The organism is Paludibacter propionicigenes WB4, assembly GCF_000183135.1.
In the GTDB taxonomy this organism is placed as follows: Bacteria; Bacteroidota; Bacteroidia; order Bacteroidales; family Paludibacteraceae; genus Paludibacter; species Paludibacter propionicigenes.
In genome coordinates this window covers 1,454,162-1,471,644 of record NC_014734.1, presented here as the reverse complement: position 1 = coordinate 1,471,644, position 17,483 = coordinate 1,454,162, and the positions used below count along the sequence as shown (strand labels likewise).

Annotated in this window: 16 protein-coding genes; 10 read left to right on the top strand and 6 right to left on the bottom strand. The window is 40.1% G+C overall.

Going from position 1 to position 17,483, the window contains the following annotated elements; translation table 11 throughout:
* Positions 1 to 113: 113 nt before the first annotated feature.
* The 3 genes from rfbA (at position 114) to rfbD (ending at position 2,627) form a co-directional block, all read left to right on the top strand.
* Positions 114 to 983, top strand: a complete 870-nt coding sequence (gene rfbA / locus PALPR_RS06060) for a glucose-1-phosphate thymidylyltransferase RfbA (RefSeq protein ID WP_013444734.1) — start codon at positions 114 to 116, stop codon at positions 981 to 983.
* Positions 984 to 1,087: 104 nt separating this feature from the next.
* Complete coding sequence (gene rfbC / locus PALPR_RS06055; RefSeq protein WP_013444733.1) at positions 1,088 to 1,636, top strand: dTDP-4-dehydrorhamnose 3,5-epimerase; 549 nt, start codon at positions 1,088 to 1,090, stop codon at positions 1,634 to 1,636.
* A 130-nt stretch (positions 1,637 to 1,766) separates the two neighbouring features.
* Positions 1,767 to 2,627, top strand: a complete 861-nt coding sequence (gene rfbD, locus PALPR_RS06050) for a dTDP-4-dehydrorhamnose reductase (RefSeq protein ID WP_013444732.1) — start codon at positions 1,767 to 1,769, stop codon at positions 2,625 to 2,627.
* A gap of 749 nt (positions 2,628 to 3,376) precedes the next feature.
* Here the strand turns inward: rfbD and PALPR_RS06045 are convergent.
* From PALPR_RS06045 to pheT, 3 genes are all read right to left on the bottom strand, one after another.
* Complete coding sequence (locus PALPR_RS06045; RefSeq protein WP_013444730.1) at positions 3,377 to 4,609, bottom strand: PLP-dependent transferase; 1,233 nt, start codon at positions 4,607 to 4,609, stop codon at positions 3,377 to 3,379.
* Positions 4,610 to 4,661: 52 nt separating this feature from the next.
* A complete protein-coding gene (locus PALPR_RS06040; RefSeq protein ID WP_013444729.1) occupies positions 4,662 to 5,027 on the bottom strand; it encodes a four helix bundle protein in 366 nt (121 codons plus the stop codon).
* 79 nt (positions 5,028 to 5,106) lie between these two features.
* Positions 5,107 to 7,566 (bottom strand): phenylalanine--tRNA ligase subunit beta, encoded by a 2,460-nt coding sequence (pheT, locus tag PALPR_RS06035; protein WP_013444728.1) that lies wholly within the window; start codon positions 7,564 to 7,566, stop codon positions 5,107 to 5,109.
* A gap of 263 nt (positions 7,567 to 7,829) precedes the next feature.
* On the opposite strand from pheT, the gene PALPR_RS06030 reads away from it, so the two are divergent.
* The 7 genes from PALPR_RS06030 (at position 7,830) to lptC (ending at position 13,981) form a co-directional block, all read left to right on the top strand.
* A complete protein-coding gene (locus PALPR_RS06030) occupies positions 7,830 to 9,545 on the top strand; it encodes an AMP-binding protein (RefSeq protein ID WP_013444727.1) in 1,716 nt (571 codons plus the stop codon).
* 164 nt (positions 9,546 to 9,709) lie between these two features.
* Positions 9,710 to 9,877 carry a hypothetical protein gene (locus PALPR_RS15920; protein WP_013444726.1) on the top strand — a complete coding sequence of 56 codons (168 nt, stop codon included), beginning with the start codon at positions 9,710 to 9,712 and terminating at the stop codon, positions 9,875 to 9,877.
* A gap of 259 nt (positions 9,878 to 10,136) precedes the next feature.
* Positions 10,137 to 10,301: a hypothetical protein gene (locus tag PALPR_RS15915; RefSeq protein ID WP_013444725.1), complete on the top strand. Its 165-nt coding sequence runs from the start codon at positions 10,137 to 10,139 to the stop codon at positions 10,299 to 10,301.
* 133 nt (positions 10,302 to 10,434) lie between these two features.
* A complete protein-coding gene (gene hisG, locus PALPR_RS06025) occupies positions 10,435 to 11,286 on the top strand; it encodes an ATP phosphoribosyltransferase (protein WP_013444724.1) in 852 nt (283 codons plus the stop codon).
* A gap of 58 nt (positions 11,287 to 11,344) precedes the next feature.
* Complete coding sequence (locus PALPR_RS06020; RefSeq protein ID WP_013444723.1) at positions 11,345 to 12,073, top strand: type III pantothenate kinase; 729 nt, start codon at positions 11,345 to 11,347, stop codon at positions 12,071 to 12,073.
* The gene (locus PALPR_RS06015) at positions 12,060 to 13,346 is read left to right on the top strand and encodes a BamG family beta-barrel-assembly machinery protein (RefSeq protein ID WP_013444722.1); all 1,287 of its coding nucleotides are present in this window, start codon (positions 12,060 to 12,062) and stop codon (positions 13,344 to 13,346) included. The genes PALPR_RS06020 and PALPR_RS06015 overlap by 14 nt, the downstream gene beginning before the upstream one ends.
* Positions 13,347 to 13,372: 26 nt before the next feature.
* Positions 13,373 to 13,981 (top strand): LPS export ABC transporter periplasmic protein LptC, encoded by a 609-nt coding sequence (gene lptC / locus PALPR_RS06010; RefSeq protein WP_083807186.1) that lies wholly within the window; start codon positions 13,373 to 13,375, stop codon positions 13,979 to 13,981.
* Positions 13,982 to 14,120: 139 nt separating this feature from the next.
* Here lptC and ald read toward each other — a convergent pair whose 3' ends face one another.
* The 3 genes from ald to serB all read right to left on the bottom strand — a co-directional run bounded on the left by ald (position 14,121) and on the right by serB (position 17,452).
* Entirely contained in the window at positions 14,121 to 15,206 is a 1,086-nt protein-coding gene (gene ald / locus PALPR_RS06005) for an alanine dehydrogenase (RefSeq protein WP_013444720.1), read from the bottom strand.
* Between the two features lie 355 nt (positions 15,207 to 15,561).
* A complete protein-coding gene (locus tag PALPR_RS06000) occupies positions 15,562 to 16,203 on the bottom strand; it encodes an NAD(P)H-binding protein (protein WP_013444718.1) in 642 nt (213 codons plus the stop codon).
* A gap of 25 nt (positions 16,204 to 16,228) precedes the next feature.
* Entirely contained in the window at positions 16,229 to 17,452 is a 1,224-nt protein-coding gene (gene serB / locus PALPR_RS05995; protein ID WP_013444717.1) for a phosphoserine phosphatase SerB, read from the bottom strand.
* Positions 17,453 to 17,483: the final 31 nt, after the last annotated feature.

Sequence of the window (17,483 nt, the reverse complement as noted above, 5' to 3'; positions counted from 1 at the left end):
TAATTGCCTGAATTTTTATAATTTTGGGGCTCAATAAAAAAATAACCGAACGTCAACATTACTCAACTTTTGAACGTTACAATACAAAATTATCACTCAGTAAAACTTGATTTATGAAAGGAATTGTTTTAGCAGGAGGTTCAGGTACGCGCTTGTATCCTATTACCAAAAGTATTTCGAAGCAAATTATTCCGGTGTACGATAAGCCGATGATTTATTATCCGCTATCGGTATTAATGCTGGCCGGTATCAAAGAGATATTGATTATTTCTACTCCGCAAGACATTCATTTATACGAGAACTTGTTGGGAAATGGTGATGATCTGGGCATTAAACTGGAGTATGCTATTCAACCTTCGCCTGATGGATTGGCGCAGGCTTTTATTATCGGTGAAAAGTTTATCGGAAACGACAGTGTATGCATGGTGTTGGGAGATAATATATTTTACGGATTCGATTTTTCGCGTACGCTGCGTGAAGCAGCAAAGCTGGAAGATGGAGCTACCGTGTTCGGATATTATGTAAACGATCCGGAACGCTATGGTGTGGCTGAATTTGACCAGAATGGCAAGGTGCTCAGCCTCGAAGAAAAGCCATTACAACCAAAATCGAACTACGCTGTAACAGGTTTGTATTTTTACAGCAACGATGTGGTGAAAAAAGCCAAAGGACTGAAACCTTCGAAGCGTGGTGAGTTGGAGATTACCGACCTGAACCGTTTGTATCTGGAAGAAGAACGTCTTAGCCTGAAAATGATGGGGCGTGGCATGGCATGGCTCGATACGGGTACTCACGATAGTTTGTTGGAGGCTTCTAATTTTATTGCTACGATAGAAAACCGTCAGGGATTGAAAGTGGCATGTCTGGAAGAAATTGCTTATCGTTACGGGTATATCGACCGTGAGCAGCTGCTAAAACTTGCCGAACCACTCAAGAAGAATCATTACGGCGAGTATTTGATTAAAATAGCCAACGAAAAATGACCCCTAAACCCCTAAAGGGGAACGAGAGGCGGTCTTTTACGATTATAGAAAATTAAAAAAACTTACCTAGTTCCCCTTTAGGGGCTAGGGGTAATAATTGATTAATGGAAATAATAGAAACCCCGATAAAAGATCTTGTTATCATTAAACCCCGCGTGTTTGCCGATGCGCGCGGATTCTTTTTCGAATCGTACAACGAGGCAGCTTATAAGGCAGCCAATATCAATATACATTTTTGCCAGGATAACCAGTCAAAATCATCGTATGGAGTCATTCGTGGTCTTCATTATCAACTGTTGCCACAAAGCCAGACTAAATTAGTATCGGTTGTTCAGGGTGCTGTGTGGGATGTAGCTGTAGACCTGCGTAAAGACTCGCCTACTTTCGGACAATGGTACGGTGTGGAGCTGACTGAAGAAAATCACTTGCAGTTTATTATTCCGCAGGGATTTGCGCATGGTTTTTCCGTATTGAGCGAAACCGCAGTCTTTACCTACAAATGTGATGACTTTTATAGTCCGCAGTTGGAGCGGGGCATTATGTACAACGATCCGGCACTGGCTATCGATTGGAAAATCCCAGCCGATAAAGCCATTATTTCGGATAAAGACACCAAGCACCCATTGCTGAAAGATGCTGAACTGAATTTCTAGACCCCCAACCCCCTGAAGGGGACTTTTGGATGGTTAAACTTAGATATAAAATCTGTAATTCATAATTTCAAAGACTATGTCTTTGCCCCCCTTTAGGGGTTGGGGGTCATAGTAAACTGACAAAATTATTATGCAAACTATACTTATTACCGGCAGCCACGGACAACTGGGCAACGAAATGCAACAGGCTGCTGCCCGTTTTCCTGCTTTCAGATTTATATATACCGATGTCGAAGAGCTGGACATCTGCGACAAGGCGGCGCTCGATGCTTTTGTAAAAGCCAATGCCGTAAATGTAATCGTCAATTGTGCAGCTTACACAGCGGTGGATAAAGCCGAAGATGATGTGGAACTTTGCTATAAAATCAATGCCGAAGCAGTTCGGAACATTGGTGAGGTAGCGCACCAAAACGGATTAAAGGTGGTTCATGTCTCTACCGATTATGTGTTCGATGGCACCAATTACATGCCTTATTCCGAAGATCAGGCTGTTTCTCCCAATACTGTTTACGGAAAGTCTAAGCTAGCGGGCGAACAGGCGTTGATGGAAACTTGCGAACAAGCTGTAATTCTCCGTACAGCCTGGCTGTATTCTTCGTTTGGTAACAATTTTGTGAAAACGATGATTAAGCTCGGTACAGAGCGCGACTCGCTCAACGTTATTTTCGATCAGATAGGTTCACCTACCTATGCAGCCGACCTGGCCGATGCTATACTGAAACTGTTGAGTCATCCGGTATTCGTTCCGGGTATCTATCATTTTTCCGACGAAGGTGTGTGCTCATGGTACGACTTTACCAAGACCATTCATCGCATAGCAGGTATCACGTGCGATGTTCACCCTATCGAAACCAAAGATTATCCGGCTCGTACACCACGTCCGCACTATAGCGTACTGAATAAATCCAAGATTAAAACCACTTACGGCATTGTTATCCCGCATTGGGAAGAAAGCCTGGAACGATGCATGAAGATATTAATGCATAATTAATAATGCATAATTCATATACATAGCAAGTGCGAATCGAAAGTTATCGGTTCGCACTTGTAGTGTATATGTTGCCGTACGATTTTAGCGTGTGGTAAGTTATACCCATTTTATTTTCCCACACCTCACTCGAATACTGATAAATATCCATACATAATTAGCCGATATTCTTATCTCTGAATAAATGCTTATACATTATGCGACGATATACTTATCTCTGAATAAATGCTTGTACATTATGCGCCGATATACTCATCTCTGAATAAATGCTTGCACATTATGCGCCGATATACTTATCTCTGAATTAATGCTTGCACATTATGCGCCGATATACTCATCTCTGAATAAATACTTGCACATTATGTGACGATATACTCATCTCTGAATAAATGCTTATACATTATGCGCCGATATTTTTATCTCTGAATTAATGCTTGCACATTATGTGACGATATTAATTTATTATCTCGAATATCGGCTAGATATGTGTTGCTATTCCAAATCTATTTTTAATAGCTGCGCATAATGTGTTGATATTAATGTGATGTAAGTTCGTTATAAAAGTTGGATGATTGATATGTATTTTCATTATCTGAATATCTATTGTGTGGGGCGTTCTGTTCAATGGATAAATTAAAAAAAGAGTGCCCAAAACTTTTGGACACCCTCGTTGCTGTTATAATAGTTCTGCCAATCAATTGCTCGATTCGCGGATCTTCATTTCTTAATCATTACATCACCACATCATCATATCATTTAAGTGCTTGCACAAAGTCTGCTAAAAGATCTTCCACACTTTCCAGCCCTACGGATATACGGATGGTATTGTCCGATACGTTCATCTCGCGGCGCACTTCCGGGGTAAATGTCCCGAATATAGTGCTGGCAGGGTGAATCGCCAGAGTTTTGTTGTCGAATAGATTGGTGGCGCGCTTAATCAGTTTCAGTTTGTTCATAAATCGGAATGCGGCTTCGCGCGACTCCAGATCGAAGGTGAACATAGCGCCCGGATGCTCGCCAAATTGTGCCTTACTTATGGCATTAAATTTATTGGTGAGCAGTCCTGTATAGTTTACCGAGGCTATTTCGGGCAGTTTTTCCAGTTTCTCCACCAGTGCCTGACAGGTTGCCGAAGCTTTTTCGTATCGCAGGCTCATGGTTTCCAGTCCCAGCGTTTGCATGTAGGCTGTCTGCGGTGTCATGTAGGCGCCCAGGTTGCGGTGTATTTCCTTGCGCATCTTGACGGTGAAGGTAGCCGGTCCAAACTGCTTGGCCAACTCACCCAGCTTAGGCGACTGTTGCCAGTTGAACGTTCCGTAGTCAATAATCAGTCCGCCCAGTCCGGTGGCACCGCCCGAAATGTATTTTGTGCTCGATACGATTTCAATATTTACCCCAAAGTTTTTAGCCTTGAATGCACAAAACGGAATTACCGTAGTATCGGCCACTACAGGCACTCCTTTCTGTTTAGCTACACCCGAAATGGCTTTCAGGTCCGCTACTTCCAGTTGGGGGTTGGTGATTATTTCCAGAAATACCGCACAGGTATTGGCATCAATGTTGGCTTCTACTTCGGCGGCATTGGTCAGGTCGCAAAAACGAATCTCCACCCCGAAGGCTGCCAACGTAAAGGTGAAAAACGAATAGGTATTACCGAACAGATGTCTGGAAGTAACGATATTACTCCCCGTCTGCGCCAGCGCAATGATGGTGTTGGTTATGGCGGCCATGCCTGAATTAAGCGCCGTAACGCCAAACGCGCCGGTAATAGTTCGCACCCGGTCTTCGAAATACTGAACCGTAGGATTGGTTATGCGTGAGTAAGTATGATCGGCCGCACGTCCTGTAAAGGCAAGCTCCATTTGCTCTGCCGTTTCAAACTCAAAAGCAGCAGAGTTATAAACTGGCATACTCAAAGCATTATACGCATCAGGTTTGCCGTACGGTGTGTTCAATATCTTTCCTTCAAATGATAGTTCTTCCATTTCTTTTATATTTTAGAAGTAATAAAGTAAGAGGCAAGAAGTAAGTAACTTGTTATTTCTTCATGTTAGCTTTACTTGCCGAAAAGATTTTTACGAGTTCATCTGTTTCCTTTTTTATATCTCCAAAAGTGGATTTGTCCAACATATCTGCTTCTTCAATCAGTTCAAGCCAAAATTGTGTCTCATCAATTTCTTCAACAACAATACACATTTTGGAAAACCTTTCGGCATGGGATCTTCCACGGGTCACAGCCCGAAAATTAGCTGCAACGGATGTTCCGGATCGTAATAACTGCTTTCCTATTACTCTTAATTCTTCTGTTTGTTTACAATGTTTTGAATAAAATAAAATAATTGCAACAGCAAATCTTTTGGTCCTTAGCCTGTATTTTTCATTGTAGTCTAAATTTTCGGACATGAGATTTGCATTTAAATGTTACAAATTACTTACTTCTTGCCTCTTACTTTCTTACCTCTTACTCCTTACTCCTTACTTTCTATCTTAGTTTCGCTCCCAGCTTAGTTTCAAAGTTCGCTTGAAGCTTCTTCATAATACTTTCAATCTGCGTATCAGTCAGTGTTTTTGTTTCGTCCTGCAATAAGAAACTCACAGCATACGATTTTTTGCCTGCTTCCAAATTCTTGCCTTCGTACACGTCAAACAGGTTTACTTTTTTCAACAGCTTGCGTTCAGTTTCGAAAGCTATTTTTTCTATTTCGGCAAATGCTACGTTCTTGTCGAGCAACAGAGCCAGGTCGCGTTTCACGTCAGGGAATTTCGACAGCTCTTTATATTGTACCTTGTGTTCGCCCAGTTCAGCCAGTATAGCGTTCCAGTTCAGGTCGGCATAATACACCTCCTGATCAATGTCGGTAACTTTGCGTATGTTGTGGTGAACGATACCGTAAACGGCCAGTTTACGACCGGCAGCACTATAAATTGTCAATGCGTCGCTCAATAAATCGTCGGCATATTCACCAACAATCAGTTTGCGCAGGTTGAATCCCAGTCGGCGTAATATATTTTCGATATAAGCTTTTAGCTCATAAATACTCGATTTCTCGTCAGTAGCCGTCCATGATTGTCCGTGCTTGTTGCCCGTAAGCCACAGTCCCAGATGCATGTCTTCAGAGTAAGCAGCCAGTTTCTCTCCTTCTTTTTTGTTTTCGGCATGATAATAATAGCAGTTTCCGAATTCGTAGAATTTCAAGTCGGCATTTCTGCGGTTCACGTTGCGGTTGATGTTTTCCAATCCACCAAATAACAAAGTCTGACGCATGACGTTCAAATCTGAGCTCAGCGAGTTTATGATTTTCACGCTGTGCGCGGCAGGGTAGGAGGTGAGGTCGGTATAATAACCGCCTTTGGTCAGGGAGTTATTCAGCACTTCGTTGAATCCTTGCGCTGTGAGCTGTTCCGAAATCAGGTTTTGCAGTTTGTAGCTGTCAGGTTTTGAGCTGTAGCTCAGGGTTGATTTCAGTGTTTCGCCTATCTCCACATTGTTGTAGCCGTAAATACGCAGAATGTCTTCAATCACATCCACGTCGCGTTGCACATCCACGCGGTAAGCGGGTACATGAAGCACGTAACCTTCTTCGTTTTGGCTCACTATTTTCATTTCCAGCGCTGCCAAAATGGTTTCAATATTCTCTTTGCCAATTTCTTTGCCAATTAATGTATTGATTTTGCGCAGCGATACCGATACTTCGAATGGCTTTACTTCTTGTGGGTAAATGTCCACTATATCGCTTGATATTTGTCCGCCTGCCACTTCCTGAATCAGTAGGGCGCAGCGTTTCAGTACATAAATGGTGTTGGTAGGATCGCAACCGCGTTCGTAGCGGAACGATGCGTCTGTGTTTAAGCCATGACGACGAGCTGTTTTGCGGATAGAGACGGGATTGAAGTATGCACTTTCCAAAAATACGTTTTGAGTTGTTTCGGTAACTCCTGAGTCCAGTCCACCAAACACACCACCGATACACATAGGTTCTTTGGCATTGCAAATCATCAGATCGGCAGCATTCAGCTTGCGTTCCGCTCCATCCAATGTGGTAAAAGGAGTTCCTTCTGCCAATGTTTTTACGCGTACTTCGCCGCCTTTAATTTTATCTGCATCAAAAGCATGCATTGGCTGACCCAATTCGTGCAATACGTAGTTGGTAACATCCACTATATTATTGATTGGACGAAGCCCGATAACATGCAGGTAGTTTTTCAACCATTCAGGCGATTCGGCAACTTTTACGCCCGAAATAGTTACAGCCGAATAACGAGGACAGGCATCTGTGTTTTCTACAGTTACCGGTATAGTCAGGTTGGTATTTTGTATGGCAAAACCCTCTACCGATGGTTTGGTGAGTTTTACCGATTTGTCTTTTAATGCAAAGAATGCTGCCAAATCGCGCGCTACACCGAAGTGTGAAGCTGCATCAATGCGGTTTGGAGTAATATCTACTTCTAATAAAGTGTCGTTTTTAATGCCGTAATAATCTTTGGCTAAGGTTCCGGGTACTGCTTCAACAGGAAGTACAATAATGCCGTCGTGGCTTGTTCCTACGCCTATTTCATCTTCGGCACATATCATCCCGAACGATTCTACACCGCGTATTTTTGAGCGTTTTATGGAAAAACTTTCTTCGCCTGAATATAACTTGGTGCCTACTGTTGCCACTACTACCTTTTGTCCGGCAGCTACGTTGGGAGCACCGCATACTACCTGAATGGGTTCCGGTGTACCAATGTTTACGGTTGTAACATGTAAGTGGTCAGAGTTTTCATGATTGACGCAGGTCAGTACTTCTCCAATAACCAATCCTTCCAATCCACCTTTAATAGTTTGAACTTCTTCCACTCCGCCTACTTCCAGACCGATGGAAGTGAGTGCTTTTGATAATTCATCGGGCGTAATATCAATGTTAATGTATTGCTTCAGCCAGTTATACGATATATTCATAATTCGATAAGATATTTTTTTGAAGGCACAAAGATACAGATTTTTTTACAGGTTCAGATTTGAAATAGTCAAAAATCAGTCATTTTTACCAAGATACGTTCTATCCAAACGATATTGAAACAAAAACATTTTTTTTAATTAAAAAGCCTGATGGAATGTTCAAATAATCCAAATTATTTGCACACAGTCGGTACGAGTGAGTAATTATTCATTATTTTTGCCGTGTCTTTTATGACGATATTAATGAAATACACAATAAAAATATGATTCAGGAAAACTTTATTCGGTTGTTCGAAGATGGATTTCGTAAGAACTGGGACTTGCCGGGATTTACAAATTATGGAGAAGATGTGACGCTTACTTACGCCGATATAGCACGAAAAGTGGCAGAATTGCATATTCTTTTTGAACAATGTAAGATAGAGCCCAACGATAAAATTGCACTCATTGGGCGAAATAATGCTAACTGGGCCGTGACTTATATAGCTGTGGTTACTTACGGAGCCATAGTTGTTCCCATTCTGCAGGATTTTAATGCCAACGATGTGCATCATATTACCAATCATTCCGAATCAAAACTTCTTTTTGCAGGTGATGCTATTTGGGAAAATCTGGAAGAAGAAAAGCTGACCACAGTAAAAGCTGTGTTCTCGTTGACCAACTTTAGCTGTACTACACTCTTAAATGCTGTGGCGGAGGATATCACCGATAATCCGGAGCTACAACACAATGACAATCTGGACTTGTCGGAAATAGATATGGAAACCGTAAAGAAATTGTTTGCCGAAAAATATCCTTACGGTTTTCATAAAGACTGTGTGCGGTATGCCGATAAATCGAATGCTGAAATTGTGTCCATTAATTATACTTCCGGCACCACCGGCTTTAGTAAAGGTGTGATGACAAGCGGCAATGCTTTAGCAGGCAATATCACCTTTGGTTTTCGCACTAAATTGGTAGCACCTTATTATCGCATTGTTTCTTTTCTGCCCTTGGCGCATGCCTACGGTTGTGCTTTCGATTTTCTTACTCCGGTTTGTGCCGGATGCCACATTCACTTTATTGGTAAAACGCCCTCAGCAAAGATACTTCTCAAGGCTTTTGCTGAAATCAAACCAAGCGTGATATTTTGCGTGCCACTTATTATAGAGAAAATATACAAGAAGCAGATTCAGCCCATGCTGGCTAAACCATCCATGCGTTGGGTGTTGAGCATTCCGTTTCTTGATCAACCGGTTTTGGCTCAGATACGCAAAAAGTTGATTGATGCTTTTGGTGGCGAGTTTTCCGAGGTTGTGGTTGGTGGTGCGCCGCTGAATGCCGAAGTGGAGGAATTTTTCCACAAAATAAAATTTCCTTTTACGGTAGGATATGGTATGACCGAGTGCGCTCCGCTGGTCAGTTATGCCAATACCAAAGATTTTGTTCCTAAATCATCAGGAAAACTGTTGGACATTATGGAGGCGAAAATACTGAATAGGGATGAAAGTACCGGTGTTGGAGAAATTTGTGTCCGGGGCGAGAATGTAATGTCCGGTTATTATAAGAATCCTGAAGGAACTTCGCAGATAATTGACTCCGAAGGTTGGTTGCACACGGGTGACCTTGGAACAGTAGATGAAGACGGCAATGTGTTTATACGTGGACGTAATAAAACAATGATTTTGAGTGCCAATGGTCAGAATATATATCCTGAAGAGATAGAAGCAAAGCTGAATAACATGCCTTATGTGTTGGAAAGTCTGGTTATTGAAAGTCACGGAAAGCTCGTTGCCATGGTTTGCCCGGACTATGAGGCTGTGGATGCCGAAGGTGTAGACCAGAAGCAACTGGAAATTCTGATGGAAGAAAACAGAAAAGCCTTGAACTCCATCGTTGCTGCATACGAAGGTATTTCGAAAATTCAGCTTTATCCCCACGAATTCGAGAAAACGCCAAAGAAAAGCATTAAAAGATACTTATATTCATCTAATAGTTAAAATAAAATGGTGCTTATAACTAGATGGTTACAAATTCAGATTTTTATTGAGAAAATAATTTGAAAAAAAATGAATGAATACTAATGCTTGAATAAAAAATAATGTATCTTTGCAGCGATTTTGAATAGCAAAATTAACATGTTAAATTTTAAAGATTTAAAGTAATGAAAAAAGTATTTTTGTTTTGCGTAGTAGCTTTGGCTTTCGCATCTTGTGCTCCTAAAAAAGCTGAAGAAGCTCCTAAAGCTGATTCTACTGTAGTTGCTGCTGATTCTGTAGCTACTCCTGACTCTACTGCAGTTGCTGCTGACTCTACTGCTGCTGCTAAGTAATTAGAGTATTCGTATTTTGTACGAAGTAAAAGTCTGTTAGAAATTTTCTAACAGACTTTTTTTCTTTTTGGAAGGCGTTTTCTTTGCTGTAATCCGTATTCTTCAACCAATTATACCTAAAAAGAGCTAAAAAACAATCAAACCAAAAAATATTTTAAAAAAAAGTGATATTTATTAATGCAGAATAAAAAAATGATGTAACTTTGCATCGATTTTGAATTGCAAAACAAACATGTTAAATTTTTAAAGTTTAAAAGAAATGAAAAAAGTATTTTTGTTTTTTGTGGTAGCTATGGCTTTCGCATCTTGTACTCCTAAAAAAGCTGAAGAAGCTCCTAAAGCTGATTCTACTGTAGTTGCTGTTGATTCTGCTGCTACTGATTCTACTGCAGTTGCTGCTGATTCTACTGCTGCTGCTAAGTAATTAAAGCTAACGCAAAAGAAATTCTTGCAGGCTTAAAAGTCCGTTATTTCGATAACGGACTTTTTTTATGGAATAAATGCTGGATTCATGCATTTTTTGTACCTTTGTGCACCAAAAAATAATAAAATAAATTATGTTACGAATTGCGATACAGGCTAAAGGCCGATTGTACGAAGAAACCATGGCGTTGCTAACCGAAACAGGCATTAAACTTGAATCGGGGAAACGTCTGCTATTATTACCAGCGCGGAATTTTCCTCTCGAAGTTTTATTCCTACGCGATGATGATATTCCTCAGTCGGTAGCCGATGGAGTGGCTGATATAGGAATCGTTGGGGAAAATGAGTATGCTGAAAAGAAGAAAAATGTGATATTGACTAAGCGTTTAGGTTTTAGCAAGTGCAGACTCTCTTTAGCTATTCCAAAGGAACAGGATTATACTGATATTAGCTGGTTCAACGGCAAGGTTATAGCAACATCGTATCCTATTATTTTAGAGGATTTTTTGAAAGAAAATAATGTAAAGGCAGATATACACGTTATAACCGGTTCTGTAGAAATTGCCCCTAATATAGGTCTTTCTGATGCAATTTTTGATATAGTGAGTTCGGGAAGTACATTGGTTACCAATCATCTGAAAGAAGTTGAGGTGTTGATGAAATCTGAAGCGCTGCTTATTTCCAATCCGAAGCTTTCAGATGAGAAACAAGCGGTATTAAACGAATTGCTTTTTAGAATTGAGGCTGTGCAGATGGCCGAAGATAAAAAATATGTGTTGATGAATGTGCCTGTAGATAATATTGATAAAATTATCGAAGTACTTCCGGGAATGAAGAGCCCAACTATTATGCCGTTGGCAAAGGAAGGTTGGAACTCGCTTCATGTAGTAATTGACGAGAAACGTTTTTGGGATATCATTGGCAAGCTGAAAGCTCTTGGCGCCGAAGGAATTTTGGTACTACCTATCGAAAAGATGATTTTATAATTGCTTTTCCGATGCTGGAACTGAGTTTTTTTGAAATAATACTTTTAAGTAACTAGGTATGAATCTGTGTATTGATCAGGGAAACTCAAGTACAAAAGTGGGTGTTTTCAATCAAACTGAATTAGTTGAAACATTTATTTTCGAGAGATTCGGGAAGGCGGACGTTTTGACTCTGACTGACAGATTCTTTATTGATCGCTGTATAATTTCAAGTGTAACCTCTGATAACAAAGAGTTTATTGACTTTCTGGAAGCAAGCTTTGATAACTTTATCGAGTTGTCGCATAAAACTGCTATCCCGATTGAAAACCGATATGCTACACCCGAGACGCTGGGCAAAGACAGATTAGCTGCTGTTATTGGAGCTTCATTTCTCAAACAGAATACGGATATCCTGGTTGTTGATGCCGGTACAGCTATCACATACGATTTTATCGATTCTCAAAATATATACCATGGCGGTAATATTGCGCCGGGATTAAATTTAAGGCTGCGTGCTTTGCATGAATTTACTCATAAACTGCCATTGATTGAAACTAAAGAAGAAAGTCCGTTACTGGGAAATTCAACTGATTCGGCCATTCTTTCGGGTGCTATTTATGGCATTGTCTTCGAAATAGATGGTTATATAAATGTATTAAAAATTAAATATCCACAACTTTCAGTATTTTTAACGGGCGGTAGCACTTTTTACTTTGATACGAAGCTAAAAAATGCCATCTTTGCAGAAAGAAATTTAGTGTTAATCGGTCTGAACCGCATACTTCAATACAATGTACAAAAATAAGCTATTTCTTCTCGTATTTTCTCTTCTTGTTTTAACTCAGTTTTCTGTTGCTCAGAACAATACTAATTCTCCTTATACGAGATTTGGATATGGTAATATAAGTGATACTAATAATGGTGAACAACGAGGTATGGGGGGAGTTTCCATTGGTTCTCGTTCCAGTTCCAGTATCAATGTGGTTAACCCTGCTTCGTATAGTGTGGTTGACAGTATGACTTTTATGTTTGATGTAGGAACATCTGCTTTGGTCTCTAAATTTTCGGAGGCAGGTAAGAAGGTTTCGAAGATGAATGCCAATATCGAATATATTACAATGCAATTCCCCTTGGCCAAATGGTTGGGATTTAGTGGCGGTTTGTTGCCATATTCGTTTTCGGGCTATGATATGTCTAATAAGGATACTTTGTTGATAAACTCTCAGGTAAATGGACATGATAGCATCGGAGCGACCAGAACATTTATCGGAAATGGTGGTTTCTCTCAAGTTTATATGGGTCTTTCTGCAAAAATCAATAAGCACTTGTCGTTAGGGGTAAACGCTTATTATATGTTTGGAAAGGTAAATAATTTTCGCGATTTGAGTTTCAATAGTACTACAACTAATACTCTGTTATCTGGCGATTATATTTCAACAACTCAAACTAATGTAATCCGGGCAAATAATTTTCGCTTCAGGTTTGGTGCGCAGTATAACACAACTGTTAACAAGAACCACGATTTTACGCTCGGTGTTATTTTTGAACCAAAGAAAGCCATGAACGGCGACTTTATTCAAACTACATATAGCGCAGGTGATACAACAATTACCAATGTTTCTGGTTTTGAATTACCGACTGTTTTTGGGGTAGGATTAAGTTATACATTTAAGCAGAGGCTTACTATTGGTGTAGATTATAGCATGCAGGAATGGAAAAAATCGAAATTCTTCGGAAAAACTGACAGTTTGGTAAATCGGTCTAAACTGGCTGTTGGTATTGAATATCAGAAAAATCCAATCGGTAGATATTTCTCGGACAGAATTCGCTATCGCGCCGGTTTCAATGTTAGTGATTCTTATTATAAAATACAGGGAGTTTCACAACCAAAAAATTATGGTGTTTCATGCGGTATCGGATTACCTGTTATCAATGTATTCAACAATACTATTTCTATGCTAAATGCTTCGTTTGAATATGGAAAGATAGGCTCTACGTCTACGTTGAAAGAGAATTACTATAAATTTACATTTAATGTGGTTTTCAACGAGCATTGGTTTATGAAACGTAAGCTGTAATCGTGTACGGAATCAAACTCCAAATAATGATTGAAAAGAGACCAAAGATGTTGGGTATTCTCCGTTTGATAAAACTTGGTTTGATTGGTCGGGCGTTAATATGTAGTGCTTTATTTGTAATATTGCTAGTAGCCTGTACTCAGGAAAAACCGCTTAAGATCTCTGCTGTCAAAGACCGTTCGGCAATGCCTCAGCTGCATGCAACTGAAGTTACTACAGTTATTTCAGATTCGGGCATTACGCGTTACAGAATATCTACACCTCGTTGGGATGTATATGACAGAGCTGCGCAACCGTACTGGGAGTTTCCTAAAGGAATACATTTAGAGCGTTTTAATCCGGATTTAAAAGTAGATGCCAATATTCACAGTAACTACGCGAAATTTAATCAGAACGAAAAAATCTGGGAACTGAAAGGCAAAGTAAGGATGATTAATTTGCAGGGCGAACTTTTTGAAACGGAGCATTTGTTTTGGAACCAGAATCTGGAGCGTATTTATTCCGATACGCTTGTGAGAATCACCAAAGCTCAGGGTATTATTAATGCATTGTCTTTTGAGTCAAATCAATCAATGACGCGGTATAGTTTTAGAAATGCTACCGGTCCCATTGTTGTACCGGAAGATAAACGATAATTCAAAATACAGTATTTCTCATCACATATATTATAAAAGAAGCCTCATTTCTTGATAGAAATGAGGCTTCTTTTTTATTGTTCAAATAAAAAACACAAGTTGAGCTAAATCAGTTCAAAGGTGTTCTTTTTTCTGTTACTTACAGGTTAAATGTGTTGGCTACAGCTTCGCACACTACTTTGCCTTCCACTATATTCAATCCTTTTCGCAAGTCTTCGTGAAGTTCGCAGGCTTTTTCCCAACCCAAATTGGCAAGGGTGACAGCATAAGGCAGTGTAGCGTTAGTCAGAGCCAATGTTGACGTAAATGGCACGGCACCCGGAATGTTGGCTACGCAGTAGTGCGAAATGCCGTCTATCTGATAAACAGGTTCAGCGTGTGTAGTGGGGTGTGATGTTTCAAAACAACCGCCCTGATCTATGGCAACATCTACGAGAACCGATCCGGGTTGCATAAGTTTAAGCATTTCGCGAGTGATAAGATGTGGTGCTTTTGCTCCCGGAATTAATACTGCTCCAATTACAAGATCAGTGTGAGGTAAAATGTCTTCTATGTTAGACGTAGATGACATTAAGGTGTCCACATTGGCAGGCATAATTTCGCTTAGATAACGTAAACGAGGCAATGAAATATCGGCTATAGTTACATGCGCTCCAAGTCCTGCAGCCATTAAAGCTGCCTGAGTACCAACAACTCCACCTCCTAAAACAAGTACGTTGGCGGGTTTAACTCCCGGTACGCCACCCAGTAAAATTCCTTTTCCACCTTTCGGTTTTTCCAGACAACGAGCACCTTCCTGAATTGACATTCTCCCGGCTACTTCCGACATTGGAATGAGAAGAGGTAATGTTTTGTCAGATTTTTCTACGGTTTCATAAGCCAGACAAGTTGCTCCGCTTTCAATCATGGCAAGAGTAAGTTCTTTGTTTGATGCAAAATGAAAATAGGTAAAAAGTAACTGGTTAGGTTTGATAAGTTTGTACTCGCTTTGAATAGGTTCTTTTACCTTTATTATCATTTCAGCAATTGTAAATACTTCGGCTGCGGTAGGCAATATGTGAGCCCCGGCTTTTAAGTATTGCTCGTCGCTAAATCCGCTGTTTTCGCCGGCATGCGTTTCCACATATACGGTATGCTTGTTCATTACTAGGGTTTTTGCTCCCCCGGGTGTCAGTGCAACCCTACTCTCGTTGTTTTTGATTTCTTTTGGAATTCCAATTATCATATCCTTATAATTTAAAAAAAAGTTCGTAGCATGTATCTTTAATCAGCTTTATGAGCTGGTTAAAATCAAAGCAAAAATACAAGTTTAATTTCAAATTGAAACAACGATGAATAAATATTTGTTCTTAAAAGGCTGTAATTTTTATAAATATCTGTATTATAGGTAAATAAAATGTATATATTGAATCTTATATATCAGGAAATAGACTTATTTATTTCAATATCCTACTTAAATGTAGTAAAATTTGATGCTTTTAAGCCATTTTATAAGATTGTAACTTATAATTAGTAAGTGCTTAAAATGATTTTTTTCTGTGGTAGGGTTAGAACAGAAGATTTATCAGTAAGGACAGAAACTATTTTGCCAAATCGAATACTTCCGACAGGGTGTAGATTGCAGATTCTTTTTGTGCAGCAGCATTAATCATGGCTCGGGCAACTTCGTGAGCTTGTATAGGCTTATACCGTTTCAGAATCCCAAATCGATTCAGAAAGTACATGACAGTCAGTGATATTTTTTCTGTAACTCGTTTTTCTTCTCGAATGCCATCGAGCTGACCGGGGCGTAGGATACTGATGACTTTGAACGGAAGTTTGCGAACGGCATCGTCTAATTTCCCTTTCATGTTGGGGTAAAACAGCGCTGACGATGAACTTGCACCTGCAGATGAGACTAATACATAGCTGCTAATACCATTGGCAGCAGCAATTTCGGCTACTGTGAGTTGGTATGTGTAGTCAACTTTGAATTGAGCTTTTTTGGTTTTAGCTTGTGCAATGGTTGTCCCCAGGGTTGAAAAAAGCACCTCGGCGTTGATTAATCCTGAATAATCGTTGAGGCGATCGAAATCGATAACTTCTTCTTTCAGTTTGGCATGTGACAGCTTGCTGGGTCGACGCACCAGCGAAATAATTTCAGAATAAGTATCATTTTCTGTCAGCTGTTTAAGCAATTGCTTGCCAACCATACCCGTTCCACCAATCACGATTGCTTTCATCTTTTTTTTTCTGAATGAAGGTTTGTTAGTTATCGATATGAATATCTCTGAAACCAAGAAAGTACAAAACTCCGTCCAAACCAATAGTGGAAATAGATTGTTGTGCGTTTTCTTTTACCTTTGGTTTGGCATGGAAGGCAATACCAAGTCCGGCAAGGTTAAGCATGGGTAGATCGTTGGCTCCATCGCCTACGGCTATCACCTGTTCAAGTTCAATTTTCTCAACCTGAGCAATGAGTTTGAGTAACTCAGCTTTACGCTTTCCATCAACAATGTCACCCACATGATTTCCGGTAAGCTTTCCATCCTGAATTTCGAGCTCGTTGGCATATACGTAATCCACATCAAATTTCTTTTTCAGCGAATTGCCGAAGTAAGTAAATCCGCCCGACAAAATAGCCACTTTAAACCCTATTTTCTTCAAGATTGAAATCAGGCGTTCAGCTCCATCCATGATGGGAAGATTGTCGGCAATTTCTTTCATAACACTTTCGTCTAGCCCTTTGAGCAGCGACACACGTTGCTTGAAACTCTCGCTAAAGTCTATTTCGCCACGCATAGCCGATTCTGTAATGGCTCGTACCTGTTCTCCAACTCCTGCCCGGTCGGCCAGTTCGTCAATAACTTCGGTTTTAATTAGCGTAGAGTCCATGTCGAAGCATATCAGACGTCGGTTTCGGCGAAACATATCATCTTTTTGAAACGAAATATCTATTCCCAGTTCGGCAGAGTACTGCATAAATTGCGATGACAATGCGTTCTTATCATGCAACGTGCCTCTGACCGAAAGCTCTATGCAAGAGCGAGTAGCATTTTCTTCGTTGATTTCTAATGATGGTCGCCCGGAAAGACGAATGATAGCATCAATGTTCAAATTTTGATCAGAAACGGCTTTGGTGACGGTTGATAATTGTTTTGCGGTTATTACCTTGCCGAGTATGGTGACGATATATCGGTCTTGTCCCTGTCTTGATACCCAATTATCATATCGTTCGGTAGAAATTGCCGTAAAGCGCACGTTGACATTTAGTTCGGAGCATTTAAACAGGACTTCTTTCAGTATATGTCCCGATTGAGCATCGTCGGACATTTTGAAGAGTATGCCCAACGACAAGGTGTGATGTATATCAGCCTGACCGATATCCAGAATGGTGGCATTATAATTTCCTAAAATTTCTGTAACAGCTGTTGTTACTCCCGGTTTATCATCTCCTGAGATATTGATTAGAATTATTTCGCTTTTTGGCATAATATTATTGTAATTTGAGAATAAGAAAAAG